The organism is Empedobacter brevis (assembly GCF_965118635.1).
Lineage (GTDB): Bacteria > Bacteroidota > Bacteroidia > Flavobacteriales > Weeksellaceae > Empedobacter > Empedobacter brevis_A.
The window spans coordinates 356,383-381,761 of the sequence record NZ_CBCPHV010000001.1 but is presented as its reverse complement, the minus strand read 5'-3'; the positions used below and the strand labels follow the sequence as shown (position 1 = coordinate 381,761).

Genomic DNA, 25,379 nt, shown 5'->3' with positions numbered 1-25,379 from the left:
AAAAATGATTCAAACAATCTTTTTACAAGCCGGTGCACAAGGCGGAGGAATGTCTATGCTTTTGATGTTCGGAGGAATGTTCGTAATTATGTACTTTTTCATGATTCGTCCTCAACAAAAGAAAGCTAAACAAGAAAAACAATTTCAAACTGATATTAAACGTGGAGATCAAGTGGTAACAACTTCTGGTATTCATGGAAAAATCAACGAAATTTATGACGACGCTGTAATTATTGAAACTGGAGCTGGAAAAATGAAATTCGAAAAAGCTGCTATTTCTCGTGAATTAACAGCTGCACGTTATTCAAAAACTACTGACAAAGTTGATAAAGCTGAAAAAGCAGTAGAAGAAAAGAAATAAACTTAAGGTTAACATATGTTTAACTAATTGCCGAAGGAATTATTCTTCGGCATTTTTTTAACTTCAAACCATGAAAAGCAACCAACCTTTTGTAGTTGGAATTACAGGCGGAATAGGCTCTGGAAAAAGTACAGCAGCAAAATTCTTTGAAGAATTAGGCGTTCCTGTCTATAATTCTGATCTAAGAGCGAAAGCTATTCAGAATGAAAATTCTGAAGTAAAAGTTAAAATTATAGAAATTTTTGGAGAAGAAGCTTATAATGAAAATGGTTTGAATAAACCGTTTTTAGCAAAACAAGTTTTTCAGAATAATGAAAAATTGAAGATTTTAAATTCAATTGTTCATCCAGCTGTTTTTAATGATTTTGAAAATTGGAAAAACGCTCAAAAAGTTAGCATTGTAATGAAAGAAGCTGCTATTTTAATAGAAAGCGGAAGTTACAAAGGTTGCGATGTAGTGATTAGTGTAATAGTCGATAAAGAGACGAGAATCACAAGAACTATAGAAAGAGATGGTTTGTCACGAGAAGAAATTCTTGCACGAATAAAGAATCAAATTTCGGACGAAGAGCGAATTGAAAAATCAGATTTTATTATTGATAACAATGGAGATTTAGCTCATTTAAAAAATGAAGTAGAACAAACATTAATCAAAATAAAAAAAATGATTTCTTAATCGTCCAAACTTTAAGATGAAGATCAAAAAAAATAGAAAAGATTAAACTATTTTTAATCATTCAATAAAAAAAATAAATGAAAAAAGGATTTTACAAAATCTTAATCGTTATCATGAGTGTCGCGCTTATAGGCTTGATTATAATTCAATTCTATTGGCTAAACTTGACTATTCAGAATGGTACAGAAAGTTTCAACAACAATGTGTACCAAGCGATGAATTACACGACTGAAAAGATAAATAAAAATGAATTAGAATTATATTATAAGAAATTCAACAACATTCAGTCAGATTTAAAATCGAATAAGGATAAGCCACAAGTTGTAACAAATCAAGTGATCAAAGATTCTCTTGGCGTTACATATGCTTATGTTACGCGCTATGTCGTAGAAAAATCGATGTCGCCTTCCTCTGGGAAATATAATGACAGTTTAACAAAAGCTAATATTTATTCACAAGAACGCGTTTTCAAGATCGATAAAGATTCTTCGGCAAAAGGAATTCCTAATCTTAATTTAAACTTTGAACATGCTTTACAAGACGGAACATTCACATTAGAAAGTGCTGCTCGTTGGGATGCAGGAACAACACCTATCGACAAACGTGTCTCTTATGAAATGTTAGATTCGATCCTGAAAAATGAATTGCGTAACAGAGGAATCAACCAAGCAACTCCTATTTTGGCAGTTTTGAAGAAAGATTCAACTGAAACAAATATCAAATCGAAAGATTTTGATCGTAATAAAATAGAATTCATGGTTCCTTTATTTTTGGATAGAAAAGACCATATCGAATATTATTTAGCTGCGAATTTTGTCAACAGAAAATTAGCAATTGTAGCACCAACAGTTCCTGTTATTTCATTGACATTTATCTTAACAATGATTATTATTACGGTTTTTTCGTTGTCAATTTATTACATGCAATTGCAGCGAAAAAGTTCGGAAATCAAGACAGATTTTATCAATAACATGACACACGAATTCAAAACACCAATTGCGACTATTAATATTGCATCTGATGCTTTGAGGAATGAAAAGATATATACAGATCCTGAGAAAGTAAAATATTATGCTGATTTGATTAAGCAAGAGAATAAACGTATGAACGCTCATGTTGAAATGGTTCTACGAATGTCTAAGCTTGAACGTAATCAAATGGAGATGCATTTCCAGGAAGTAAATTTAAACGGTGTAGTTCAAAAAAGTATTGAGCCGATAAGATTTATTGTAGAAGAAAGAAATGGTACAATATTTGAAGAATACAACGCGGAACAATCATTTGTCAACGGCGATCCTTTCCATTTAGAGAATATCGTTATCAATATATTGGATAATGCTAGAAAATATTCTCCGAATACACCAGAAATTAGAGTAAAGACGTATAACAAAGACAACAGTTTTTTTATAGAGATTTCTGATAAAGGAATGGGGATGTCGCAGAATGTTCTGAAAAAAATATTTGAACAATTTTATAGAGAAGAAACGGGAAACATACACAATGTAAAAGGTCATGGACTTGGCTTAGCATATGTCAAAAAAATAGTTCAGCTACATGGCGGACAAGTTTGGGCAGAAAGCACACCAGGAAAAGGAAGTACTTTTTTCATTAAAATCCCTTTAAAATCATAGATCAATGAGTGATAAACAACGATTACTTTTAGTAGAAGATGATCCAAGCTTTGGAAGTGTATTAAAGGATTATTTAGTTATAAACGATTTCGACGTAACACACGCAATCGACGGTGAAGACGGTCTTGCAAAGTTTAAAGAAAGTGATTATGATTTATGTATCCTAGATGTAATGATGCCTAAAAAAGATGGTTTCACATTAGGAAAAGAGATCAAAGAACTAAAAAGTGAACAACCAATTATATTTTTAACAGCAAAGAATATGCGAGAAGATGTTCTGAATGGTTACAAAATTGGAGCAGACGATTACGTCTTAAAACCATTTGATTCAGAAGTTTTATTGTATAAAATAAAAGCTGTTTTACAACGTAATTCTGGTGAAGAAGAAAAATTTGAACAAGAAGATTTCAAAATTGGAAAATTCACATTCAATGCGAAATTAAGACAATTAATTTACGATGGAAAATCGCAAAAACTTTCACCTAAAGAAAACGAATTATTACGTTTATTAGCTGTTTACAAAAACGATTTAATGCCTCGTGAGATTGCTTTAACACGTATTTGGCACGATGATAATTATTTTACATCGCGCTCGATGGATGTTTACATTGCTAAATTACGTAAGTATTTGAAGAAAGATCCTGCAGTAGAAATCGTGAATATTCACGGAGAAGGATTCCGTCTTTTAATTCAAGAATAAACAAGTTACATTCTTTTTAAATATACAAAAAACCTCAACTTATGTTGAGGTTTTTTTTGTGTATTTATTTTCTAATTATCTACTTCAGCGCCTAAATTTCTATATTGTTGACGAAATTTTTCAGCCCATTTAAACCATTCAGTATATTGAGCATCGGCGTGATTTGCTTTATCTAAAAAGATTTTGATATAATCATCAGAAAAGTCTTTCGGATAGTTTTGCATTGCATCAAATTCATTGTTTAACCAAGCTTCGTTTAGAATGTGATTCATTCGATTGACATCAAAATGATTTCCATATTCGTGATAAGAGCCAGTTGCAGATGATTTGAAAGTTGTCTTCAAAAGTTCTTGTTTAGTTCTTGCAAAAATTGCTTTCTTATTTTTGTTATACCAAGCTGCTGCATTTCTTAATTGTTGCTTTTCATCAACTTTTCCTTTAGCATCCTCCCAAATCGAAAGCCAATATTCTTTTTGATACAATCCCATCAAAATAGAGTTTAGTGCCAAATATTTACGCTTAGTCCCATTATCGACCAATCCTAATTTATACAAAATTGTAAAAAACTTGTATTTGTTGTACATAAACAAATCCATCACAAATTTATTCGATGTAAATATTTTTTTCGGTTGAGTTTTGTTTAGATAATTAGTTAAATCATTAATGATTAAATTTTTATCATCAGAATAATTACCTAACCAACCTAATTTCAATAATGGAATTGAAAAAGATTTCATTTCAGTAACAACCTCATCGATATTTAAAGTTTCTGTAAACCAAACATCATCTTCTGTAACTAACACATAATCAGAAGAAGATTTGACTTCGTTGTACCATAAATCAGTTGGTATTTTAAAACCATCTATTTTTTTGCCTTGGTTGATATTATCCGAAATTGCTTGTATTTTTTCTTGATATTGATTAGAAGTTATAATTTTAGCGGTTGGAAATTTATCTTGAATGATAGCTAAATATTGTTTTGGCGTTCCATCATCTAAAACTTTTACTTCAAAATCTCCATTTACATAGTTATAAATAGAAGAAAGGCATCGATCCAAATAATAAGGACGATTGAAGGATTTGATAATTATTGTTATCATAGGAGTTTTCGTAAAAGCTTTTTAATTAATGTATTTTCTTTTGCGAAAATATATTGAGGAAGAGACTTTATGTCCTCCACTTTTTTCCCATAAAGCAATTTGATATTTCTCCTTTCACACGTATGAATTAAAACTTTATTCCAGTTCTGGCTTAGCTTTTCTTTTTTAGTTTTATCTTGAGAAACACCTTTATCATGTAAACGATATAAATATTGGAAAGAATCGATGAAATAAAATGTTCCTTTCTCGTATAATTTCATATATAAATCTTGGTCCACAGCAGAAGTTAGCATAGGATTAATTCCTTCTGTTTGATTATAAACATCTTTCTTAAAAGTAAAAAAATGAGCTATTTCAAAATTTATATTAAAAAAAGTTTTTTGATTATTTTTTATTCTTCGTGTTAAATTAAAATTACCAGTTTCTTCAGAGTTTTTATTGATCAATTTTATTTTAGAATAAGTTGCAATGCAAGTTGGATTAGCTTTATAAACATCTATTACTTCTTGTAAAGCTGTAGTTGTTATTTTATCATCGGGATCTACAAAACCACAAATCTCTCCCGAAGCTTTTTCTACACATTCTTTTTTTGTATAACCAACTTTCTTATTTTCAGGATTTCTAAAAAGTTTAATTTTATTATCTTGTTTTGATAATTCTAAAAGTTTTTCATAAGAGTCATCCGTTGAACAATCATCAACAATTATAATTTCATAATCTTGATAGGTTTGATTTAAGATTGACTGATAACATTCCTGAAAATAATCCCAGTTTTTGTAATGTGCAATTAATATTGAGAATTTCATCCTAAATTGATTTTATAAGTTGATCTTGTTTACTTATAATAATCGAATTTGCTGGAACATCTTTATGAATGACACATCCAGCACCAATGATTACATTATCACCAATAGTTACATCTTTTAGGATAACAACATTTGCTCCTGTCCAAACATTATTTCCTATCTTAATAAATCCAATGTTAAAATCTGTTTTAGAAACTGAAAAGGGATTTGTTTCGTATTGATGATTGTGATCGAATAGTTTCATTCCTTCACCTAAAATACAGTTTTTACCGATTTCTATAGAACCTAAACAAGAAATAGTTGCTCGAGTAATGTAAGTATTCTTTCCTACAGAAAATTTGGAATTTCCTTTTATTGTCAAATAATTTGATTCGTTAATAGTTACATTCTCTTCAATATTGATTATTGCTTTTGGAGAAATATCATAGTAATTATTGTTCCCTAATCTGAAATTATTATGAATAACAGATTGTTTATTCGCTCGAAAAAAAGAATAAGCTTCATTTTTTTTTGCTTTTTGTATTAATTTTTCAAGAAGTAATAACAATTTATTTATCATATATATAGGTTTATTGTACAAATATACTAAGTTGGAAATTTTCACTGATATTATTTATCAAAAATAGTTAAATTTGTTCTTAAATTACCAATTACTTAAACTTATGCATGTGAACATTAATTCTCCTCTTGTTAGTATTAACATACCTGTTTACAAATGTGAGAACTACATTATTAGATGTTTGGAATCTGTCAAAAATCAAACTTATAAAAATTTAGAGATTATTTTAGTCAATGATTGTACACCAGATAATAGTGTTGAAATTATCGAACAGTTTGTAAAAGAGAATTCTACTTTAAATATTCAACTTTTTCATTTAGAAGCTAACCAAGGTTTATCTGTAGTAAGAAACAAAGGAATTGATGAGTCTACAGGTAAATATATTTACATGTTAGACAGTGATGATTATATAACTAATGATTGTATTGAAAAATTAGTTCTCAACTCTGAAAAATATAATTGTCAAATAACCGTAGGAGAATCTATTTGTGAATTTGAAGATACTGGGGAAAAAAAACAAATGTTCAAAATAAGTAGTAGTAAAAATCTTATTAAGGGTAATGATAATATATTCTTTGCTTTTGTAAATGGTGTTTATCCTGTTATTGGGCCTAATAAATTATATTTAAGAAGTTTTATTAATGATAACAACTTAAGATTTATAAAAGGGCTTTATTCTCAAGATGAACTTTGGGCATTTCATTGTGCAGAGAATTTAGATTCAATTAGTTTTATAAAAGATATAACCTATATTTATTTTATGAATTCTGCTTCAACGATTTTTAATAAAAAGAAAATTAATTTTGAAAATCATCAAACTATTATTGAATGGTTTACAAAGTCATATAAAGAAGCTAATAAAAAGAAGAAACAATTAATTCGTAAAAAACTTGTTATTTTTAAAAAATTAACCTTACAAATGCAATATAAATCAATGAAAAGCGATGTAGAATATTGGAAAAAAAATTATACTCGTTTAAAAAAAGCACCATCTCTTACTTTATTTGATTATTTTTCATCTGATTTTTCAAAACAACAAAAAAAGGAAAATTTATTACTAAATCTACCTACAAATATTGGTTTTATAATTTTTAAAAAGCGCTACGAAGGTTGATTATTGATTGCTTTATTAATTAAAGATTCCACAATAAATAAATGTTTTTTTAAAGAAAACTCATTGGTTACTATCGTTTTACCTGTTTCTCCAAATTTTCTAGCTAAATTTCTATCTTTATATAATTTTAACATGTAATTTCCCATTCCTACTATATCATTTTCTTGAACTAAAAAGCCTGATTCATTATTAAATATAACATCTGGTATACCTGCGTGGTAAGTAGAAACAACTGGTAAACCTGCTCCAGATGCTTCTAATATTGATACAGGAGTACCTTCTTTATCTCCTGTAGAGCTTACAACTGAATGTTGCACATAACAGAATGATTCTTTGTAATAATATAGTTGCTGTTCTTTTGTAATCCATCCAGGTAATTTAACATTATCATATAAATCTAATTTTTCAATTAATTCTTTCACTTCTTTCATCAATTCTCCATCTCCAGCCATAATTAATTTTGCATCTTTAAATTGATCTACAACAATTTTAAATGCACGAATAAGATTCAAAGGTGATTTAGTTTCTGTCATTCTCCCAATAAATACAAATTGATTGCTTTTATAATTTGGTATAATATCTAAAAAAACATTCGAAGGACCTATAGGAGAGTATACAATAGAATCTTCTTTAAAACCTAAATTGATTAATTTAGGTATCATATCTTTTGCTACAGGAACTGTAAAACTTTGATAAGAACTCAATTTTTCGTATTTATTTTTAAACTTCTTAAAAAAACGATCATCATTAATTTCATAACCTAAAACATTAGAGACAAGAGGTATATTATTTTTTTTAAAAATTTCAAATACAGAAGCTCCAGTATTTAAAAACTCTGCTAAACCACAATCTATTTTATATTTTCTTAATAAATAATCTAATCTTTTCTCAATTAATTTATCTATTTTACGCTGATTATTAAATGCATATAAAGTAATTGTATATCTAATTAACTTTTGCTTCCACTTAGGAGTTCCTAAAACTAGAAAAGGTACAATCCCACCAAACAATACTATTTTTTTATACGGAAGATCCTCTATATATCCTTTAGAAAAATTTCCTAAAGGCTTATCCTTTCCATATGTTAATATTGCTATTCTTTTTTGATCATTTTTCATAATAGAATTTATTATTCATTATAATTTTCAATGTTTCTTTCATTCCAATTATTCTACTTAAAAAAACAATAAAACGTAATTGGTTTTGATATTTTTTTGAATTCAATGCTCTATTATAATGGTATATTTTTTTTGAGATTACTAATCTCTGATACATATCAATATTTCTTGAATATTTTTTTAAAATATAAGTATATGAATCTATTATACCATTCATTTTCCTTTTCTTAATTTTCTTAATTTTATTATCTTGATTATTACTAATTGATAATATTGACTTCCTGTAATTAACAAAGGCATTATTAATACAATAAAAATTACCTCCAGATGTAAAATCTACCCATGCAACATCATCAGAACCAAAAGCTAATTCAAATTCTTTAAATTTTTTTATCTTATACACTTCATTTTTAAATACATGTTCACTCAGTGTACTTCTTTTTTGGTTTAATATTTTTTTTACTAAATAATGGATCGAATTTTCTAAATTATTATTTATATTTTCACTTAAAATTTTAGACCCATCTTCATTTACAATACGAGTAGCATATTTTATAACATTTTCATTCAATGATGGTCTATTAGATATTAGATTATAAAATTCTTCAACAATATTTACATCCAATAAATCATCATCACATAATAACATTATCCATTCTTCATCTTCAACAAGATTATCAATACATCTTTCCCATTGCTTAGTAAGATACATACCTCCTATATTTGTATCAAATCTTTTATATATTTTTATAATGTCTGAATATTTTTCAATTAATTCAGATGGATTTTCAGGGCTACAATCATCACCTATATATAAATTAAATCTTTGATCTGTTTGATTCTTTAATGAAATCAGTGTTTCTTCAAGATATGTTAATTTATAATAAGGAATTACAATTGCTAATTTATTATTCATAATATTTATCAATTAAATTTTTCAAGTATTCCTTCTTATTTTTTAACATAAACTCATAATCTAACTCATGAGTATCAATTGAATAATGTTCTCCTTTATTTTGAATATTTTTCTTAGTTTTTTTATTTAGAGTTTGTTCAAAAGCTTCTATAATTTCTGGGATATTAAAATTCTCTGTGTATGCTACATTGATGATTTTATTCCAATCTTTTGAAGCAATATATTTCAGCGTAATATTCTTTACATCTTCAACATCTATCAAGTTTCTAGTTGCATTCTTATGTACTATTAATTCTTTATTATCAATAATTTGATGATGCAAATAATTCATTAACAAATTAGGATTCCCTCCTTTTCCTACAGCATTACTTACGCGAAGAATAAGATAATTTTTAGCTTTTTGTTTTATAATTTCTTCGATATGAAGTTTATGAAGCACATATGGTGAATTGTATTTAGATGAATCGTAAATAGAACATGTGCTGAAATAAACAAATAATTTACCAACATTTTCCGTTAAAGTTTTTTCTACCAAATTTTGTTCACGAAGAAACTCTTCTTCTCTAGTTTCAGAAGAATTAGAAACCCCAGAAGCAAAAAGTACAACCTCATCAGAATTTACTTCTGTAAATAATGAAGCTATTAAACCTTTACCTATTATCATTTTCTTTTCAGAATTTTATTTACAAGATAGTTAAATATGTAACGCGTTGGAATTTTATCTAAAACTTCGTTAATTCCTATTATTTGGTGATTATAAACCACGTTTTTTATTTTCTCTTTAGAATATTTATCTTCAAGTAATCGGTTTAACAAACCATACATATTAACCATTTCTTTATAAGTGTTTCTCTCATATGTCCAACTGTCATGCCATGAGCCAGAAAAATGATGAGTTACATAATTTATAGGTAAATCTAAAGAAAAATAAGTTGATGGATATAGTGCAATTCCTTCTTTTAATTCTTGATACTCATCTCTGTCTGCATCAGCTCCAAAATCTTTCACTAACATTCTTGAAAAAATAGCTGTATTAGGTTCTTCTTTATATTCAGAAGTTGTATAATATTCCATTATTTTTTTTGCTAAAACATGCTCTTTTTCAACTCCCCAAAAAGCTGAATATGGAATTCCTTTTATTTCAAAACCGCAAACAGCTCTATGGTGAAGAAAATCATTCAATGTATTTTTCACTTCCATATCTGTATCAAGATAAAACCCCCCGTTTTCATATAAGGCTTTAGCTCTTGCAAAATCTGAAACAAATGCCCATTTTTTATTGTCATAAGCTGTTTTAACAAATTCATTTTGAAATACATCAAAATTATTTTCATTCCATTCTATTATATCATAATCTGGTAAATATTTTTTCCAACTTAAGATACAATCTTCTACAATTTTTGGTTTTGGGTTGTTCCCAAACCAACAATAATGGATTATTTTGGGTATCATTTTTCTTTTTATAATTTATCTTTTAAATCATCATAATTAGTCACGCTCAAATCTGAATTTACAAATCTTAAATTATCTGTGTATTTATCATTTAATAAATCATGATTATCAACACCTAATAAATTAGAAATAATTTCATAAATAATTGTTGATTGGGTTAATTCATTTATTTTTCCGGTCTTAAATTTATCCTTCTCATGATTCAAAGCATTTGAATACCAAATGTACATAGGAATTTTCGTTTGATCTTTAGTGTTTGAAAAAGACATCTTATTATTAAAAAATGAAGTCCCATGATCAGAAACATAGACTACTGCAGCTTTTGAATTTCTTAGCTTATCAAATACCTTCCCTAATACTTTATCAGTATATCGAATTGAATTATCATAACAATCTATATTATTAGGATTTCCTTCAAAATAAGCTTCTGTCGATGGATATTTATCACAATATGTCATATGACTTCCATTAATATGTAATATTATTAATTTTTTCTTCTTATTCTCTAAGCTTTTGTAGAAAGCAGGAAGAATTAGCTCGTCATAAACGCCATCAACTCGTTTTATATTCTTTGCATAATTTTCAAAAATTGAAATTAAACTTACTTCTTGACCTGGAAACTTTTGAGTTGTGATCCAATATGTATCAAATTTAAGATAATTTGCTAATGTTAAAACATTATCTGCATACTTTGGAGATGAAAAAGAATAATCATCTGGCATTGCATTAGACAAGATCATAGGAATACTAATCAAAGTCAATGGACCAGGTGATACCGCATTTTCATAAATAAGCATATTTTCTCTTTCTTTATCTTCATTTGGAGTTGTATTTCTTTTATATCCATACAAACTCATATTCTCTTTTCTGGCAGATTCTCCAATAACTAAAACCAATGTTTCAAGATCATTTTCTATATATTTTCTTTTTGAAAAATCGACTTTTGTACTTTTTATTTCCTTTAAGTCTTCAACAAATATTTTTGAAACTATAAATTCATTTAAATAATAAATTGGATATAAGTTACTAAAGTACTTTCTTTTATCATCTCTGAATTTTTCTATATTTCTTTCATAATATACTGTTTTATATCCTACAAAATGATAAATTATAATAACTAAAAAACTTATGGAAAAAAGAATGTAATTATTTCTTGAAAAATTTATTGTTGAAATCTTTTTTACTGCTTTAATTAATAGTCCAAAAAAAAGTATTGCTATAAAAATGAAGGGATAAATAGTTGGTTCTTTTAATAGGCCTAGAACTTCATTGCTATTTGTTCCTACAAAACTTAAGGCTAATCCTGTATCAAAATCTTTTTTAAAGATTAATCGAATGTAGAGCGATAATACAAAATTAATTGTAATTATAAACATAAGCATAAAGCTTATAATTTTTAAATAGTTATTTTTGAATAAAATACCTGTGAAAATTAAAAGAATTACGATTACGAATAATTTTTCAAAAATATCTATAAACGTATCCAATAAGGAATAAAAATAAATAAATGCACGTGGCACGTGTGGATATGCTATAAAATAGCTAATACAATATAGAAGTATAACTGCTATTATACTCCAATAGTTGGATAATAGGTTTTTCATTAGGTAGGTAGAGGTTATTGTTTTTTATAAATAAAAAACAGCTGTAAATTGATTGAATTAATTACATAATTTTATCAAAGACATTAAATAATGTCTTTGATAAAATTAGATTATTAGTTGTGTATAAAGGTCGAATTTGAAGTAGTAGAAAAGGTATAAAATTGTATTCACAATCATATACCAATAGTTAATTAGTAGATTTCTCATTAGGTAGGTAGAGGTTTTATTTTTTAATCTTGTATTTTATTATTATAATTTTTTACATATATATTTAAATCATTAATAAAAGATTACATTTAACAGTGAAAATATAAAATTATATCACAACAGGTTTATTTTTTTTTAAATTTATTTAATAAAATATCTCGCAAACATATTTTTTATAATTAAAATCTTTAATCGAATACTCTTTATTTTAGAAAGTTTATTAAAAAAAGATTTATTATAAACGCTTTCAAAATCCCAATACATTTGGGATTCTTTTAATCTGAAATCTATACTATAACTTTTCGTATTGGCTTTTTCTATATGTGATAGAGATGCTCCTTTTGGGTTATTATAAAGTAATTTTCTAAAATGACTTGTTAAACCATCAGTTAAATATTCAGATTCGACAATTGCTGTATTAAAATACATTAATTTATATTTTTTGAATATCCTATTATAAACGACAGATTCTTTAATAAATTTTTCATTTTCAAAATAAGGATATTTAAATTCATGATGAATTCGATGCAAGAAAACGAACGAAAATTCTCCAAACACACCATAGTTATTTAAAATTTCATATGGTGTTGAAATAATATTAGTAAATGGTAATTTCTTATTTACTTGAAAATCTTCACTATTTTTTTTCTTACGAGGGAAAGCTAGACAAATTATTTTTTGTTTCTCATTTATATAATGTAAGTTATGCATTATTATTTCTATTCCATATGAAAGCATAATATCATCACTATCTACGGTAACAAAAAAATCAGTTTCTATATTTTCCAGAGCTGTATTAATAGCAATATGTTTTCCCTGATTTTCTTGATAAAGATATTTTATTTTAAAATCTGATGTTGTTATAAAATAATCAACTAATTCTTTTGTATTATCTGTACTACCGTCGTCAATAATAAGCCATTGGAAATCATGACAAGTTTGATCTTTTAAAGATTTAAACAAATTTGTTAAAATATAAGCTCTATTATAAGTTGGAGTAAAAATAGTAATCATAGACCTTTGATCAACTTTAAAAAGTTATTTCCCCAAGTATCCCAATTCAATTCATTTTCATATTTCATCCTTGATTGTATTGATATTTCTTTAATTTTATCATGAGTAAATAATTTTTCTATTTTGTGAGCATAATCTAATTCAGAAGCATTGTCGGATAACAATATTCCAGTTTTATTATTTTCAACATGAGCTGACACGCCTCCTGTATTAGTCGTTATAATAGGTAATCCATAACCCGCTGCTTCACAAAAAGCAATTGGAGTACAATCTGCCTTTGTTGGAACAAACAAAAAATGAGAACTTAATAAATATTCTTGAATTTGTTTCAATTCGCTAGGTTCATTTTTATTTAGAAAGGGAATAATTTTTACCCAATCTTCTTCAATATCTGGATTACAACCCAATATTAATAATTCAACATTATATCCTTTATCTTTGAGAATCTTTAAACTTTTATAAGCTAGTTCTCCTCTTTTCCTTTCCCAATCGACAGCTAGAAATAAAAAAATTATTTTATTTGAAAATTCTTTATTAAAAGTCCAGTTTTTAGGAACTTCTAAATTTGCACCGAACTTAATAACTTCTACTTTGTTTTTATCTATACCATAATTTTTAAGAGCATAATCTGCAGCCCAATCAGATGAATAGATAATTTTCGAATAATTTTTTAAAGCTTTTTTTTCTAGATACTTAGTTTCTATTTTAGAAAGTATTCCAAATCCAGAATAATATGGATAATAATTTAATAACTGTCCTATATTTGCATCATTCAAATAAACAATTGGCTTTTTTATTTTCAAGAATACTGTATCATTTACATAAGTAGGGACGAAAAACAAATCATAATCAATTTTTTCAAGTTGATTTTGTAATTTCTTTGCTGCAATCTTTGCTTTTAGATAAAACAGATGCTTATTATATCCCCTATTGAATATTTTATTATAAACTTTTTCTAAAAGAGTAAATTTTTTTTGCTCCTTTGCCGTGAATTCTATTTTTTTTATCCAAATCACTTCAAAACCTAACCTTAGAAATTGCTCATACATTTTATAAATTGTACCTGACCAATTTTTTTTATCAGTTAAAGGAGTATTACTATAAAAAGCTATTTTCATTACAATTGTGATTTTAGATATATTTTAAGATTTCTTTTTTTCTTAATCATCCATTTTAGATGATTAAAAGCCAAAGAAAAATTCCTTAATTTTAATAATTTAAAAAAAGCTATTCTACTTCTAGAAAAAATCAACCAATCACTGAGATGTTTTATATCAATATCAAACAACTCTCCAATAATTTCATCTAACTCATTATGTTTTAAGTCTCGTTTATAATTTATTCCATGAGAAATTCCTATGTCATGTCTGCGATAAGCACTCATCAATTGAGGAATACCTTTTATTTTTCCGTAATTCGAGGCAGACATATATAGTATGGTATCAAAATATAATAAATCTTGATGCTTAAGCATCTCATTAAGAACTTTTCCTTTTAATACTTCAGTTTTCATCATAACCCCTGTAGTATGCACTTGCCAATGTTTATAAATTTCAAAAGCACTATAATCTCTGTCTTCGACTATTGAGAAAAGACTACCATTCAATTCTGGAATAGAAGAAATATTTATAGTTTGATGAAAACACATTGCATATTCTGGATGACTAATTAGAAAATTGTATTGAGTTTCTAATTTATATTGATCTGTCCAATAATCATCTCCTTCACATAACGAAAGAAAGTCTCCTGTAACCTGTTGTAAAGCATAGTAAAAATTTGGAGTGGCTCCTTTATTACTTTTATGACGAGTATATTTTATTGTAAAACCTTCTGGTGCTTTTAATATACATTTTTTAATAATAGCATCTGTACCATCCTTAGACGCATCATCGCAAATGATTAGCTCAACAGGAAAGTTTATTTTTTGCATAAAAATACTTTCCAAGTTCTGAGAAATATATTTCTCATGTTGATAAGAAAGCACTATAATGGATATTTTTTTCATCTTAGTCATTTTTTGAAAAAACTATTAGGGAATAAATATAAAATGCTTTGAATATCTACCTTAAGAAATCTGTTTATTTACATAGTTTGCTTCTTTTTCTTTCAAATTTTATATGTTACTAGTATTTACTAATTAGAATTAAATAAGAAAAATCACATAACTGAAGAGGTTTTTAACCCTAATCAAAAATTATAATAATGCGCACTTTCATTCCCATGATACATTAAAATATTTTTATTACTTTAAATAATAATCGTGTTAGTATATTTTTATTTAAAATATAGTTTTGTTGATTTAATGCATTTAAATTTTCTATATTTTTTTTATAATTTTCAATCGGATTATCATTCGATATCAAATACTTTGGTAAATGCTTTTTGTAAATATAACTATCTGAATACTTTTTTTTATTAATATCTAAATATAATTCTGTAACCATAGAAACATTCTTTTTTCGATAATAAAATAAGACTTCATTTATTCGATAGACATTACTATCCTCTTCAATAATTGATAACCAAAATTCCCAATCTTCGAATCCATAGACCATATTAATATCATAACCATTTACTTTTTTCCAAGAGGATTTTTTATAAAATGCAGAACAAAAAATTAAATTATCTATTAAAATTTTATCATACTGATATTCTGGCAATTGCCATTTCCCTTTTTTATCTCCAAAAAATTCTGCTTGACAATAAATAATCGTATAATTTTCACCAAATTGTTCCGCCGCTAATTCTAAATATTTGTTTCCAATCTTATCATCGCTATCAAGTGGTAATATCCATTCACCTTTTGATATTTCGATTCCAGCATTACGTGCAGATGATAAACCTCCGTTTTCTTTTTTCAAGTAAATGAAACGTTTATCTTTATTTGTCCATTTTAATGCTATATCTTCTGTATTATCTGGCGAACCATCATTTACAATAATACATTCCCAATTTTGATAAGTTTGGTCTAAAACAGATTGTAAACATTCGTCCATATATTGCGCTTGATTGTAGCAAGGGACAATAACTGAAATCAAACTATTATTGGTATTCATTACAATTATTTATTTTGTTTTATTCTTAAACTATTAGATACAATCAATATGTAAAAATCTATTACTAGAACATTAAGGTAAATTTTGTTATATAGTAACATAGCGTTTAAGTAAGAGCAAATATACTAAATTTCATGTTAATACATTCATATCTAAATAAATGTTATCGATAAAGCATCGTAAAACAATAATTGTATATTGATTGAATAAGAATTAGAAAGTTTTATTTTTTTTATTTAGCTAACTTGAATTATAACGAAATATTGCAAAAGTATTAAAAGTTATTTCCTTTATTCCTATTTTATAATTATATACTGATTGGCTCAAAATTACTCATAAATACCATCAATTAATTATTATAATTTACAATTTCTATTAATTAATATTTATCTGTTTATAATATCTTATTAAAAACAGATATTTTTTAATGTATGTACTCTCACCTGTTAATTTATAATTTTGGTAAATTGTTTTGATAAAATCAAAAAACTGTCGTTTTCCAATATATTGTTTTGCTATGAAAATAGCATAATCATTAATTTGTTCAATATCACCCAACGAATATTTAGGATTATAATACTCATTTATTCTTATTATTTGTTTAAAATGTGTCTTACAGTTATCAAATTTCTTTTTAATTGATTGAGTTACACCTCCAGAATGTATTCGATATATAGAAACAACATCATTACTTACATAGGCTTTAGCATCTTTCTGAGTATCTAAAAGTTGAAGATAAAGCATCCAATCACCAAAAAGAAGACCTTTAATATTTATTTCTCTAAATTTTGGAATAATATTTTTAAAGAGAATCGTACATGTTATTAAATTATTTTTCGTGTAAAAGTCTGTAATATCATAAGTACTTTTATTGAGAGGATTCCCTATAGTTTCTTCTAAATTTCCATTTTTCAAAACTTGTGCTTTTGCACTATGGATTACATACTCTTCATTTTCCTCTAAAAAATCTACCTGTCTTTGTAGTTTTAACGGATCTGTCCAATAGTCATCACCTTCACATAAGGCAATGTATTTTCCTTTAGCTCGGGAAAAATTATATCTAGCGTTTATTCCGCCTACATCTTTGGAATATTGGTTTTCAGTTTGAAAAATAGGTTTAATTATTTCTGGATATTTTTTTTGATATTCTTTTATAATTTTTTGAGTACTATCAGTAGAAGCGTCATCATGAATTAAAACTTCAAAATTAAAATTACATTTCTGTATCAAAAAACCTTCGATACATTGCTCTATAAAAAGTTCATGATTATATGTAATACAACATATAGAAACTGTTATTTTATTCACATTATTCATAAAACTTCATTAATAACCTCAACCATATGCTTTTGAAGTATCATATTTTTATACCCTAAAACTTTATCTATCGGTTTTTCCATAAATACATTTACCATGTTTTTTACAATATCATATCCTGTTAATATTGTGAAACCTATACCTGCTGAAAAACGTGGATTAACATCTATCAAATAATATTGATTACCTCTTTTTATAAATTCCATATTGTACACACCATGTCCATCTAATAATTGAGATATCTTAATAACTTCAGAGATTAGATATTCATCATAGAACATTTCAACTGTCATTCCAGCTCCATTTTTAGTACGAAGAAGCTCTTTTCTTGATATAATTGCAATTTCATCCGAAAACTTATTTCTTAATACATCAATGGTACATATTGTTCCTTCTATAAATTGTTGAAATATATAATTTGAATAGTCATAATCTTTATTCAAATCATCAATCGAATTCAGGTAAAAAACCCCCTCAGAACTTCTTCCATTTTTAGGTTTGGCTATTAATGGATAGTTAGCTTCTTTGATAAAATCTATAGAATAACTTTTAGGAAAGTTAAAATTATTCATTTCTAAGAATTTTGTTAGCTTGAATTTATTTCTTGCAAAACCTAAGAAATTATCATCTGCAATACAAACTAAAATATTAGAAAAATCACTTCTATACTTATTAAAAAAATCAACTTCAATATCTGTTAAAGGAATTATTATATCTAGTTCTTTTGATTTGATAATTCTATTTATAAAATCAAAATATTCTTTTTCATTAAAAACATATGGTGCCAAAAAAACATCGTCAAATTCTTTAGAAACATGATGCCATTGTGCTGGAAAAATATCACAACCATATATAGCCTTTACAACTTCATTTCTTTTTAAAGAATCTACCACTGCCTGTGCTGAAAAAGACCCTATTGCTGTCACTAAAACTTTAAATTCCATATCAAAAATTATAAATTCCTCCTGTATTTAGAAATACTATAGTTTTATTATTATAGTTTTCTTTTAGGTTTGTCAAATATTCAACAGTTCCAAACAAAGCTTTACCTACATATATATTATCTAGGATTATTCCCTCACTTCTTATAAATTCATTTATAAAATTTTCTAATTCTTCAGAAACATAACCATATCCACCAAATAGATAGTCATCAATAATATCGAAAGAACTATTTTCTAAAAAAATTGAAGAATCAAATTCTTCTAAGATTTCACTTATTACCGATTCACAAACTTTTTTTTCTCTTGCAACTGAAACACCTACTATTTTTGTATTTGATTTAGTTTTAAATTTACCACATAATAATCCACTAAAGGTTGTACCAGTACCCAAGGCCGTGAAAATATAATCAGGTGAAACAGATTTTAAAACTTCTAAAAAACAATCTTTATATGCTTCAACTCCTTCATTTGATTTACCACCTCCCCAAATATAAAATGGTTTAAACCCTTTTTCTATAATACTTTTTTTCTCAATTTCAATACGGCGTTCAACTTCATATGACTGACAATGAACAATCTCAACATTGCATAATTCTAAAATTCTTTTATTTAGAGAATCTTTTTGAATATGTAGATTTTTATCAAATAATACTAATCTCATTTTGAAATTATATTTCTTACACAACAAAGCTAAAGATCTATTGAAATTTGAATACGGTCCTCCAGCCGTAAGAATATAATTATAATTTTCAATCTTTGCTTTGAAAAGTATGTATTGAAGCATTCTTGCTTTACTTCCTCCTCCTCCAAATTCAAATAAATCGTCTCTTTTCATATAAAAGTTACAATTAAAATGAGAAGATAAAGATTCAATTTTTGTTAAAGGTGTTGGGGAAAAATCGAAATGTGTTACCATTATTAAAATTCTAAATACATATCAACAATAAGTTCATCTGAATATTCTAGTTTATATTCTTTAGTAACAATATATCCTAATTTTATCCTAGATCTATAAAGACGATCATTACTTTTTCTCATATTTACGTTAAGACCCTTTGATTTTTTTTTTCGACAATATTCAATGCAATTTAATTCTAAATTCTTTCCTATTTCATAACCTCTAAATTCAGACTTTACAGCAATTAAACTTAAATAAGAATTATTTGGGTATTCATTAACATAAAAAGAAACAAATCCTGCAGGAATAGAATCAAAATAAGCAATATATAGACAAGCTCGATCAATATATTTTTTCGTAATATCCTCTAAGAAAAATTTACTTGTTATAGAAGGAATAAAATCCTGATCTGTATCCTTTAATAAATTGAAAATTGTATCGAAATAATTAGAATCTCCAATTATTAATTGATATTCAATATTCGGACTACTCATTATTTTGTATTCTTAATATTAACCTACAAATCAAATCTACTTCTTCAAAACTAAGATCATAATACATTGGTAAACATAAAACTCGTTTAGAAATATCATCGGTAATTGGCATTTTTATTGACTTTGTATATGGTAAAGCCGTCGCTAAACTTGGATAAAAATATCTTCTTGTACCAATTTCGGAAGTTTTTAATTTTTCTATAATTTTTATAAGAAGTTCTTCAGATTCCAAAACAATTGGGTAATAAGCTGCGTTGTTTTCAGAATTATTATGCCATTTTGGTCGAAAAGCTCTCAAGCTTTTTAGATTTTCATCATAACGAGCTGTTAATTCTCTTCTCTTCCAAATGATTTGATTAATATACTTTAAATTAACCAAACCCATCGCTGCATGATATTCAGAATTTTTACCATTCAACCCTAATTCTGAAAAAGAATCAAATCCTGAGATACCAAAGTTTCTGATATGAGCTAATTTCTTTAGTAAGTCTGCTTTTTGGGTAAACACTAATCCTCCTTCAATAGTATGATATAATTTAGTCGCATGTAAAGAACATGTTGAAATATCACCATATTCAAAAATAGATTTACCATTCACTTCTACACCAAAAGCATGAGCGGCATCATAAATTACTTTTAAATTATGTTTTTTTGCTATTCTATCAATAGCTTCTACATCGCAAGGGTTTCCATAAACATGAGTTGCTAAAATCGCTGAAGTTTTTTCAGTGATAGCTGCTTCAATTTTTTTCGGATCTATATTTAAAGAATCTTTATCAATATCTACAAATACAGGATTACATCCTTCCCAAACAATTGTACTTGTTGTAGCTACAAAAGAAAAAGGAGTTGTAATAATTTCACCTTTTAAGTCCAATGCTTTGATTGCCATCTGTAATGCTATTGTACCATTGGTAACATATAACAAGTGTTTTAAGCCTAAATATGATTTTAAGTCTATTTCCAATTGACTTGCTAAAGGTCCCATATTGGTCAACCATTTACGAGACCATATACCAGAAAGATATTTTTCATATTCCTCTTTGGGAGGAAGAAAAGGTTGGGTTACGAGAATCATATTATTTTTTTTCTAAGATTTGTGTTTCAGTTTCTAATTCAAATGGAACCCATTTTTGACGCTCTCCTTTACTTATAAAACTAATTAAATTATTGGCACGATAATAAGGTTCGTTATTCTTATAATCTGAAATACCAACATCAATCACATAATTACCTAATGTAAGAAGTGAATTCTTAACTTTTACTTTATAATGAATACTTGATTGATTATAACTATCTTTTCCTAGAGCAGAAAAACCAGCAATAGGTCTTAAATCTTTATCTTTAATTTCAAAATAAACATTAGGAATTTCTTTTATTTTAGAATTCAAGATTCTTATTTCTAAATCTATCGTAAAGTCTTGATGTCTATCTAAGGTCTGATTTTCTAAATCAGTACTACAAGAAATAATTTCAATAGATTTATCATCTAAAACTACATTAGATTCATTATTAGAGAATTTATTATAATACAATTCAATTCCTTTAGAAATAACTGTTCCTTGATATTCTACTTTTCCATGATCCATCAAAATAATTTGATTACAAATTCTAGAAATCATTGGCATACTATGTGAAACAAAAATAACAGCTGTATTTGGTAAGAGTTCATCAATTTTTTTAAAACATTTTAAAACAAAACCTAAATCTCCTACTGCTAATACTTCATCGACAATAAGAATATCAGGTTCTAAGTGTGCTGCCACAGCAAAGCCTAATCTTACTCGCATTCCTGAGGAATAGTTTTGTACTGGCATATCTAAGAATTCATCTATTTCAGCAAAATCTATTATAGATTGCATTTTTTTATTGACTTCTTCCTTAGTAAAACCTAATATCGCAGCATTATTATATATATTTTCTCTTCCAGAAAGAATTGGATTGAAGCCTGCTCCTAATTCTATTAAAGCTCCAACTTTTCCTTTCATTACAATAGTTCCTTTGTCAGGAGCGTAAAGACCGTTTAGAACTTTCAATAAAGAACTTTTTCCAGCTCCGTTATGACCTATCAAACCAATACACTCTCCTCTTCTTAGCTCAAAACTCACATTTTGTACAGCCCAAAATTCATTTTTTCGAAGTTCAGTTGAAACTTTAAATCCAAACGTACTTTTAAAAATATCTGTAAATCCATATTTTAAAGAATCTTTTAATTTCGTGGTAAATTTCTTAGAAACATTTTCCACTTTTACAAGTATTTCTTTTTCCATTTCTAAGATATTTTTTCAATTAAAATGTTCATTGATTTTCTAAGAACAACTAGACCAATACTTAAGACCAAAATACTAATTATTAATAATATTATTGCAAATAAGACATGTTGAACTGGTGCTCCTGTAAGAGAATTTCTAGTGTCTGTAATTAAATAAGTTAATGGATTTATTTCAAATATAAACTTTAAAGCTCCTTCTTTTGGTATCATATAAACAACTGGTGTTACATACATAAGAAACTGAGTTCCCATAGTTATCATTCTTCCAATATCAGTATACAAAAGTCCTACAGGCGTGAGTAAAGTACCAATAGCCATTGAAAATATCGTAATAACTATAAGATAAAAAGGAAAATATACAATAGATAATGATGGACTAATATCAAATAATAGCAAAAATCCAAAAATGACTAAAATTTTCAATGCTAAATTAAATCCTAGTTTATAGAGTCCACTAACTAAAAGTGCTTCTTTAGGAAAATTAATTTTAGAAATAATACCTTTTCCTGAATTAATTGAATTTATAGGACTTTGTAAACTTTCAACAAAAACACTCCAAATAGTTGCTCCAATAACCACATATAAATTGTATGGAATTCCTTCTGGAGATTTTATATTTACTGCTCCTGAAGAATTTAAGAATATCCACACAACAGAGTTTATAATAATTGGTACAAAAGCCCATATTAACCCTAAAAAAGATTGACGATATTGAGCTTGAATATCCCTTTTTGCCATTTGATAGGCTAAGAAATTTGAATTTTTTATATCGTTGAAAATATCTTTTATTTCTTTAAAAAAATGTGTTTTTTTATCTGAAGTATAAACAACTGTTTTTAAGTTCATAATAAATTTAGGTTGTAAAATACTTAGGCTCTAATAGAACCTAAGCTTATTTTAATTATATTGTTTATCGTAATAATTTTGGTAATCGCCAGAAGTTACATTGTCTAGCCATTCTTGGTTTTCTAAAAACCAATCAATTGTTTGGCTCAAACCTTGCTCAAACGTCACACTTGGTTTCCATCCCAATTCTTCATTGATTTTTGTGGCATCAATTGCATAACGTAAATCGTGTCCTGGTCGATCTTTTACAAACGTGATTAATTGAGCTGAAGTTCCAGCTTCCTTACCCAATTTTTCATCCATTTGTTTGCATAATTCTTTTACCAAATCGATATTTTTCCATTCATTGAAACCTCCTACATTGTAAGATGCTCCATTTTTACCTTCATGGAAAACTAAATCTATCGCTTTGGCATGATCGATTACAAACAACCAATCGCGCGTATATTTTCCATCTCCATAAATTGGAAGTGGATTTCCATTCAAAATATTATGAATACATAATGGAATTAATTTTTCTGGAAAATGATTTGGACCATAATTGTTCGAACAATTCGTCATTACAATTGGTAATCCATAAGTATCATGATACGCTCTTACAAAATGATCTGAACTAGCTTTTGATGCTGAATAAGGTGAATGTGGATCGTAAGAAGTTTCTTCTGTAAAAAAGCCTTCATCGCCCAAAGCTCCAAAAACTTCATCTGTTGAAACATGATGAAAACGTTTTCCTTCGAAATTATCTTTCCAAATATGTTTTGCAGCATTCAGCAAGTTTACTGTTCCTATTACGTTTGTCATCACAAAATCCAATGGATTTGTAATAGATCGATCTACATGAGATTCGGCAGCTAAATGAATAACTCCATCTGGTTGATATTGTTCAAAAATCTCTAAAATATGTTTTGCATCTGTAATATCTGCTTTTACGAATTCGTAATTTGCATTATTTTCAATGTCTTTTAGATTTTCTAAATTTCCTGCATATGTCAAAGCATCAAGATTGATGATTTTTGTTTCAGGATATTTCAGTACAAATTCTCTTACAACATGAGAACCGATAAACCCGGCTCCACCTGTAATTAAAATAGTTTTCATAGTATTGGTCTTTTTATTAGTCGTTTCCAAACAAATCGCGTGTGTAAACTTTCTCTTTAACATCTGCTAACTCAGGAGCATTTCGATTCGAAATAATCACATCACATTCTTGTTTAAAAGCTTTAAAATCTTTTATAACTGTTGATCCAAAAAAAGTATCTTCTTTCAAAACTGGTTCATAAACGACAACTTCAATTCCTTTGGCCTTGATTCGTTTCATCACACCTTGAATTGCTGATGCTCTAAAGTTATCTGATCCAGATTTCATAATCAAGCGGTAAACCCCAACTTTCTTTGGATTTTTGGCGATGATAGAATCTGCAATAAAATCTTTGCGTGTTCTATTTGCATCTACAATTGCTTGAATAATATTGTTTGGAACTGCATCGTAATTAGCTAACAATTGCTTCGTATCCTTTGGTAAACAATAACCTCCATATCCAAAAGATGGATTATTGTAATGCGAACCAATACGAGGATCTAAACCAACTCCTTCGATAATTTGTTTACTATCTAAATTGAAGGTTTGTGCATAGCTATCTAACTCATTAAAATAAGCAACGCGCAAGGCTAAATAAGTATTCGAAAATAGTTTGATAGCTTCTGCTTCTGTTGAATGTGTAAACAATGTTGGAATATCTTTCTTAATTGCTCCTTCTTTCAACAAATTAGCAAATATCTCAGCTCTTTCACTTTGTTCACCAATAATAATTCTAGATGGATATAAATTATCATACAATGCTTTTCCTTCTCTCAGAAATTCTGGAGAAAAAATAATATTCTGATAATCTAATCGTGATTTTAAATCTTCAACAAAACCCACCGGAACTGTCGATTTTATAATTACTATTGCTGTTGGATTATATTCTTTAACATCCTTTATAACAGATTCTACGCTTGACGTATTGAAATAATTCGTCTTTGGATCATAATCTGTTGGCGTTGCTACAATAACATATTCAGCATTTTCATAAGCTTCTGACTTATTTAATGTAGCACGAAAATGAAGTTCTTTATGTTGCAAGAAATCTACAATTTCAGCATCTTCTATAGGAGATTTCTTTGCATTGAGTAGTGCAATTTTTTCTGGAACAACATCTAACGCAATTACCTCATTATGTTGAGCTAATAAAATGGCATTAGACAGACCTACATAGCCTGTTCCTACTATTGCTATTTTCATTTATGGTTGTTTA

The 25,379-nt window shown here is 27.1% G+C and carries 26 protein-coding genes; 5 read left to right on the top strand and 21 right to left on the bottom strand.

The genetic code is table 11. The annotated features are described in order from the left end of the window. The first annotated feature begins 4 nt into the window (after nucleotides 1–4). The 4 genes from yajC (at nucleotide 5) to ACMHJW_RS01760 (ending at nucleotide 3,368) form a co-directional block, all read left to right on the top strand. Nucleotides 5–361, top strand: coding sequence for a preprotein translocase subunit YajC (gene yajC, locus ACMHJW_RS01775; protein ID WP_413531716.1), 357 nt, complete (start codon nucleotides 5–7; stop codon nucleotides 359–361). A gap of 70 nt (nucleotides 362–431) precedes the next feature. Next, complete coding sequence (gene coaE, locus ACMHJW_RS01770) at nucleotides 432–1,037, top strand: dephospho-CoA kinase (protein ID WP_413531715.1); 606 nt, start codon at nucleotides 432–434, stop codon at nucleotides 1,035–1,037. A 77-nt stretch (nucleotides 1,038–1,114) separates the two neighbouring features. Next, nucleotides 1,115–2,668 (top strand): sensor histidine kinase, encoded by a 1,554-nt coding sequence (locus ACMHJW_RS01765; protein WP_413531714.1) that lies wholly within the window; start codon nucleotides 1,115–1,117, stop codon nucleotides 2,666–2,668. A gap of 4 nt (nucleotides 2,669–2,672) precedes the next feature. Continuing rightward, nucleotides 2,673–3,368, top strand: coding sequence for a response regulator transcription factor (locus tag ACMHJW_RS01760; protein ID WP_019974263.1), 696 nt, complete (start codon nucleotides 2,673–2,675; stop codon nucleotides 3,366–3,368). A gap of 71 nt (nucleotides 3,369–3,439) precedes the next feature. Here ACMHJW_RS01760 and ACMHJW_RS01755 read toward each other — a convergent pair whose 3' ends face one another. Genes ACMHJW_RS01755 through ACMHJW_RS01745 form a run of 3 tightly spaced genes read right to left on the bottom strand, consistent with a single transcriptional unit; the run spans nucleotide 3,440 to nucleotide 5,833 of the window. Then, nucleotides 3,440–4,468, bottom strand: a complete 1,029-nt coding sequence (locus ACMHJW_RS01755; RefSeq protein WP_413531713.1) for a glycosyltransferase family 2 protein — start codon at nucleotides 4,466–4,468, stop codon at nucleotides 3,440–3,442. Next, on the bottom strand, nucleotides 4,465–5,274 hold the full coding sequence (locus ACMHJW_RS01750; RefSeq protein WP_413531712.1) for a glycosyltransferase family 2 protein: 810 nt from the start codon (nucleotides 5,272–5,274) through the stop codon (nucleotides 4,465–4,467). The genes ACMHJW_RS01755 and ACMHJW_RS01750 overlap by 4 nt, the downstream gene beginning before the upstream one ends. Before the next feature lies 1 nt (nucleotide 5,275). Beyond that, on the bottom strand, nucleotides 5,276–5,833 hold the full coding sequence (locus ACMHJW_RS01745; protein WP_413531711.1) for an acyltransferase: 558 nt from the start codon (nucleotides 5,831–5,833) through the stop codon (nucleotides 5,276–5,278). A gap of 103 nt (nucleotides 5,834–5,936) precedes the next feature. Between ACMHJW_RS01745 and ACMHJW_RS01740 the strand changes: the two genes are divergently transcribed. Next, nucleotides 5,937–6,947 carry a glycosyltransferase family 2 protein gene (locus tag ACMHJW_RS01740; RefSeq protein ID WP_413531710.1) on the top strand — a complete coding sequence of 337 codons (1,011 nt, stop codon included), beginning with the start codon at nucleotides 5,937–5,939 and terminating at the stop codon, nucleotides 6,945–6,947. On the opposite strand, the gene ACMHJW_RS01735 is transcribed toward ACMHJW_RS01740, so the two are convergent. From ACMHJW_RS01735 to ACMHJW_RS01650, 18 genes are all read right to left on the bottom strand, one after another. Further along, nucleotides 6,935–8,065: a glycosyltransferase gene (locus ACMHJW_RS01735; RefSeq protein ID WP_413531709.1), complete on the bottom strand. Its 1,131-nt coding sequence runs from the start codon at nucleotides 8,063–8,065 to the stop codon at nucleotides 6,935–6,937. The genes ACMHJW_RS01740 and ACMHJW_RS01735 overlap by 13 nt on opposite strands. Continuing rightward, nucleotides 8,055–8,981 (bottom strand): glycosyltransferase, encoded by a 927-nt coding sequence (locus ACMHJW_RS01730; RefSeq protein WP_413531708.1) that lies wholly within the window; start codon nucleotides 8,979–8,981, stop codon nucleotides 8,055–8,057. Before ACMHJW_RS01730 ends, ACMHJW_RS01735 begins: the two co-directional genes overlap by 11 nt. Further along, nucleotides 8,974–9,645 (bottom strand): NAD-dependent epimerase/dehydratase family protein, encoded by a 672-nt coding sequence (locus ACMHJW_RS01725; RefSeq protein WP_413531707.1) that lies wholly within the window; start codon nucleotides 9,643–9,645, stop codon nucleotides 8,974–8,976. Before ACMHJW_RS01725 ends, ACMHJW_RS01730 begins: the two co-directional genes overlap by 8 nt. Continuing rightward, the gene (locus ACMHJW_RS01720; RefSeq protein WP_413531706.1) at nucleotides 9,642–10,433 is read right to left on the bottom strand and encodes a glycosyltransferase family 32 protein; all 792 of its coding nucleotides are present in this window, start codon (nucleotides 10,431–10,433) and stop codon (nucleotides 9,642–9,644) included. The genes ACMHJW_RS01725 and ACMHJW_RS01720 overlap by 4 nt, the downstream gene beginning before the upstream one ends. An 8-nt stretch (nucleotides 10,434–10,441) precedes the next feature. Next, nucleotides 10,442–11,809 (bottom strand): phosphoethanolamine transferase, encoded by a 1,368-nt coding sequence (locus ACMHJW_RS01715; RefSeq protein WP_413531705.1) that lies wholly within the window; start codon nucleotides 11,807–11,809, stop codon nucleotides 10,442–10,444. Nucleotides 11,810–12,385: 576 nt separating this feature from the next. Then, nucleotides 12,386–13,258: a glycosyltransferase family A protein gene (locus ACMHJW_RS01710; RefSeq protein WP_413531704.1), complete on the bottom strand. Its 873-nt coding sequence runs from the start codon at nucleotides 13,256–13,258 to the stop codon at nucleotides 12,386–12,388. Then, entirely contained in the window at nucleotides 13,255–14,376 is a 1,122-nt protein-coding gene (locus ACMHJW_RS01705) for a glycosyltransferase family 4 protein (protein WP_413531703.1), read from the bottom strand. The genes ACMHJW_RS01710 and ACMHJW_RS01705 overlap by 4 nt, the downstream gene beginning before the upstream one ends. Beyond that, nucleotides 14,376–15,263, bottom strand: a complete 888-nt coding sequence (locus tag ACMHJW_RS01700; protein ID WP_413531702.1) for a glycosyltransferase — start codon at nucleotides 15,261–15,263, stop codon at nucleotides 14,376–14,378. The genes ACMHJW_RS01705 and ACMHJW_RS01700 overlap by 1 nt, the downstream gene beginning before the upstream one ends. Nucleotides 15,264–15,486: 223 nt before the next feature. Continuing rightward, nucleotides 15,487–16,314 (bottom strand): glycosyltransferase family 2 protein, encoded by an 828-nt coding sequence (locus ACMHJW_RS01695; RefSeq protein WP_413531701.1) that lies wholly within the window; start codon nucleotides 16,312–16,314, stop codon nucleotides 15,487–15,489. A 375-nt stretch (nucleotides 16,315–16,689) separates the two neighbouring features. Next, complete coding sequence (locus tag ACMHJW_RS01690; protein ID WP_413531700.1) at nucleotides 16,690–17,631, bottom strand: glycosyltransferase; 942 nt, start codon at nucleotides 17,629–17,631, stop codon at nucleotides 16,690–16,692. Beyond that, nucleotides 17,628–18,575 carry an ATP-grasp domain-containing protein gene (locus tag ACMHJW_RS01685; protein ID WP_413531699.1) on the bottom strand — a complete coding sequence of 316 codons (948 nt, stop codon included), beginning with the start codon at nucleotides 18,573–18,575 and terminating at the stop codon, nucleotides 17,628–17,630. The genes ACMHJW_RS01690 and ACMHJW_RS01685 overlap by 4 nt, the downstream gene beginning before the upstream one ends. Before the next feature lies 1 nt (nucleotide 18,576). Then, nucleotides 18,577–19,491 (bottom strand): 1-aminocyclopropane-1-carboxylate deaminase/D-cysteine desulfhydrase, encoded by a 915-nt coding sequence (locus tag ACMHJW_RS01680; protein ID WP_413531698.1) that lies wholly within the window; start codon nucleotides 19,489–19,491, stop codon nucleotides 18,577–18,579. A 2-nt stretch (nucleotides 19,492–19,493) separates the two neighbouring features. Then, nucleotides 19,494–19,967, bottom strand: a complete 474-nt coding sequence (locus ACMHJW_RS01675) for a GNAT family N-acetyltransferase (protein WP_413531697.1) — start codon at nucleotides 19,965–19,967, stop codon at nucleotides 19,494–19,496. Next, the gene (locus tag ACMHJW_RS01670; protein WP_413531696.1) at nucleotides 19,960–21,045 is read right to left on the bottom strand and encodes a DegT/DnrJ/EryC1/StrS family aminotransferase; all 1,086 of its coding nucleotides are present in this window, start codon (nucleotides 21,043–21,045) and stop codon (nucleotides 19,960–19,962) included. The genes ACMHJW_RS01675 and ACMHJW_RS01670 overlap by 8 nt, the downstream gene beginning before the upstream one ends. Before the next feature lies 1 nt (nucleotide 21,046). After that, the gene (locus ACMHJW_RS01665; protein ID WP_413531695.1) at nucleotides 21,047–22,237 is read right to left on the bottom strand and encodes a polysaccharide ABC transporter ATP-binding protein; all 1,191 of its coding nucleotides are present in this window, start codon (nucleotides 22,235–22,237) and stop codon (nucleotides 21,047–21,049) included. A gap of 2 nt (nucleotides 22,238–22,239) precedes the next feature. Next, entirely contained in the window at nucleotides 22,240–23,085 is an 846-nt protein-coding gene (locus ACMHJW_RS01660; RefSeq protein WP_413531694.1) for an ABC transporter permease, read from the bottom strand. Nucleotides 23,086–23,136: 51 nt separating this feature from the next. Next, complete coding sequence (gene rfbB, locus ACMHJW_RS01655; protein ID WP_413531693.1) at nucleotides 23,137–24,183, bottom strand: dTDP-glucose 4,6-dehydratase; 1,047 nt, start codon at nucleotides 24,181–24,183, stop codon at nucleotides 23,137–23,139. A gap of 16 nt (nucleotides 24,184–24,199) precedes the next feature. Further along, on the bottom strand, nucleotides 24,200–25,366 hold the full coding sequence (locus ACMHJW_RS01650) for a nucleotide sugar dehydrogenase (RefSeq protein WP_413531692.1): 1,167 nt from the start codon (nucleotides 25,364–25,366) through the stop codon (nucleotides 24,200–24,202). Nucleotides 25,367–25,379: the final 13 nt, after the last annotated feature.

Coding starts and splice junctions, on each gene's coding strand:
- ACMHJW_RS01685 (WP_413531699.1), bottom strand. CDS start 18,575: ATGGAATTTAAAGTTTTAGTGACAGCAATAGGGTCTTTTTCAGCACAG.
- ACMHJW_RS01670 (WP_413531696.1), bottom strand. CDS start 21,045: ATGATTCTCGTAACCCAACCTTTTCTTCCTCCCAAAGAGGAATATGAA.
- ACMHJW_RS01660 (WP_413531694.1), bottom strand. CDS start 23,085: ATGAACTTAAAAACAGTTGTTTATACTTCAGATAAAAAAACACATTTT.
- ACMHJW_RS01730 (WP_413531708.1), bottom strand. CDS start 8,981: ATGAATAATAAATTAGCAATTGTAATTCCTTATTATAAATTAACATAT.
- ACMHJW_RS01725 (WP_413531707.1), bottom strand. CDS start 9,645: ATGATAATAGGTAAAGGTTTAATAGCTTCATTATTTACAGAAGTAAAT.
- ACMHJW_RS01750 (WP_413531712.1), bottom strand. CDS start 5,274: ATGAAATTCTCAATATTAATTGCACATTACAAAAACTGGGATTATTTT.
- ACMHJW_RS01740 (WP_413531710.1), top strand. CDS start 5,937: ATGCATGTGAACATTAATTCTCCTCTTGTTAGTATTAACATACCTGTT.
- ACMHJW_RS01695 (WP_413531701.1), bottom strand. CDS start 16,314: ATGAATACCAATAATAGTTTGATTTCAGTTATTGTCCCTTGCTACAAT.
- ACMHJW_RS01755 (WP_413531713.1), bottom strand. CDS start 4,468: ATGATAACAATAATTATCAAATCCTTCAATCGTCCTTATTATTTGGAT.
- ACMHJW_RS01680 (WP_413531698.1), bottom strand. CDS start 19,491: ATGGTAACACATTTCGATTTTTCCCCAACACCTTTAACAAAAATTGAA.
- ACMHJW_RS01665 (WP_413531695.1), bottom strand. CDS start 22,237: ATGGAAAAAGAAATACTTGTAAAAGTGGAAAATGTTTCTAAGAAATTT.
- ACMHJW_RS01700 (WP_413531702.1), bottom strand. CDS start 15,263: ATGAAAAAAATATCCATTATAGTGCTTTCTTATCAACATGAGAAATAT.
- rfbB (WP_413531693.1), bottom strand. CDS start 24,183: ATGAAAACTATTTTAATTACAGGTGGAGCCGGGTTTATCGGTTCTCAT.
- ACMHJW_RS01650 (WP_413531692.1), bottom strand. CDS start 25,366: ATGAAAATAGCAATAGTAGGAACAGGCTATGTAGGTCTGTCTAATGCC.
- ACMHJW_RS01765 (WP_413531714.1), top strand. CDS start 1,115: ATGAAAAAAGGATTTTACAAAATCTTAATCGTTATCATGAGTGTCGCG.
- yajC (WP_413531716.1), top strand. CDS start 5: ATGATTCAAACAATCTTTTTACAAGCCGGTGCACAAGGCGGAGGAATG.
- ACMHJW_RS01715 (WP_413531705.1), bottom strand. CDS start 11,809: ATGTTTATAATTACAATTAATTTTGTATTATCGCTCTACATTCGATTA.
- ACMHJW_RS01745 (WP_413531711.1), bottom strand. CDS start 5,833: ATGATAAATAAATTGTTATTACTTCTTGAAAAATTAATACAAAAAGCA.
- ACMHJW_RS01675 (WP_413531697.1), bottom strand. CDS start 19,967: ATGAGTAGTCCGAATATTGAATATCAATTAATAATTGGAGATTCTAAT.
- coaE (WP_413531715.1), top strand. CDS start 432: ATGAAAAGCAACCAACCTTTTGTAGTTGGAATTACAGGCGGAATAGGC.
- ACMHJW_RS01760 (WP_019974263.1), top strand. CDS start 2,673: ATGAGTGATAAACAACGATTACTTTTAGTAGAAGATGATCCAAGCTTT.
- ACMHJW_RS01705 (WP_413531703.1), bottom strand. CDS start 14,376: ATGAAAATAGCTTTTTATAGTAATACTCCTTTAACTGATAAAAAAAAT.
- ACMHJW_RS01735 (WP_413531709.1), bottom strand. CDS start 8,065: ATGAAAAATGATCAAAAAAGAATAGCAATATTAACATATGGAAAGGAT.
- ACMHJW_RS01710 (WP_413531704.1), bottom strand. CDS start 13,258: ATGATTACTATTTTTACTCCAACTTATAATAGAGCTTATATTTTAACA.
- ACMHJW_RS01690 (WP_413531700.1), bottom strand. CDS start 17,631: ATGAATAATGTGAATAAAATAACAGTTTCTATATGTTGTATTACATAT.
- ACMHJW_RS01720 (WP_413531706.1), bottom strand. CDS start 10,433: ATGATACCCAAAATAATCCATTATTGTTGGTTTGGGAACAACCCAAAA.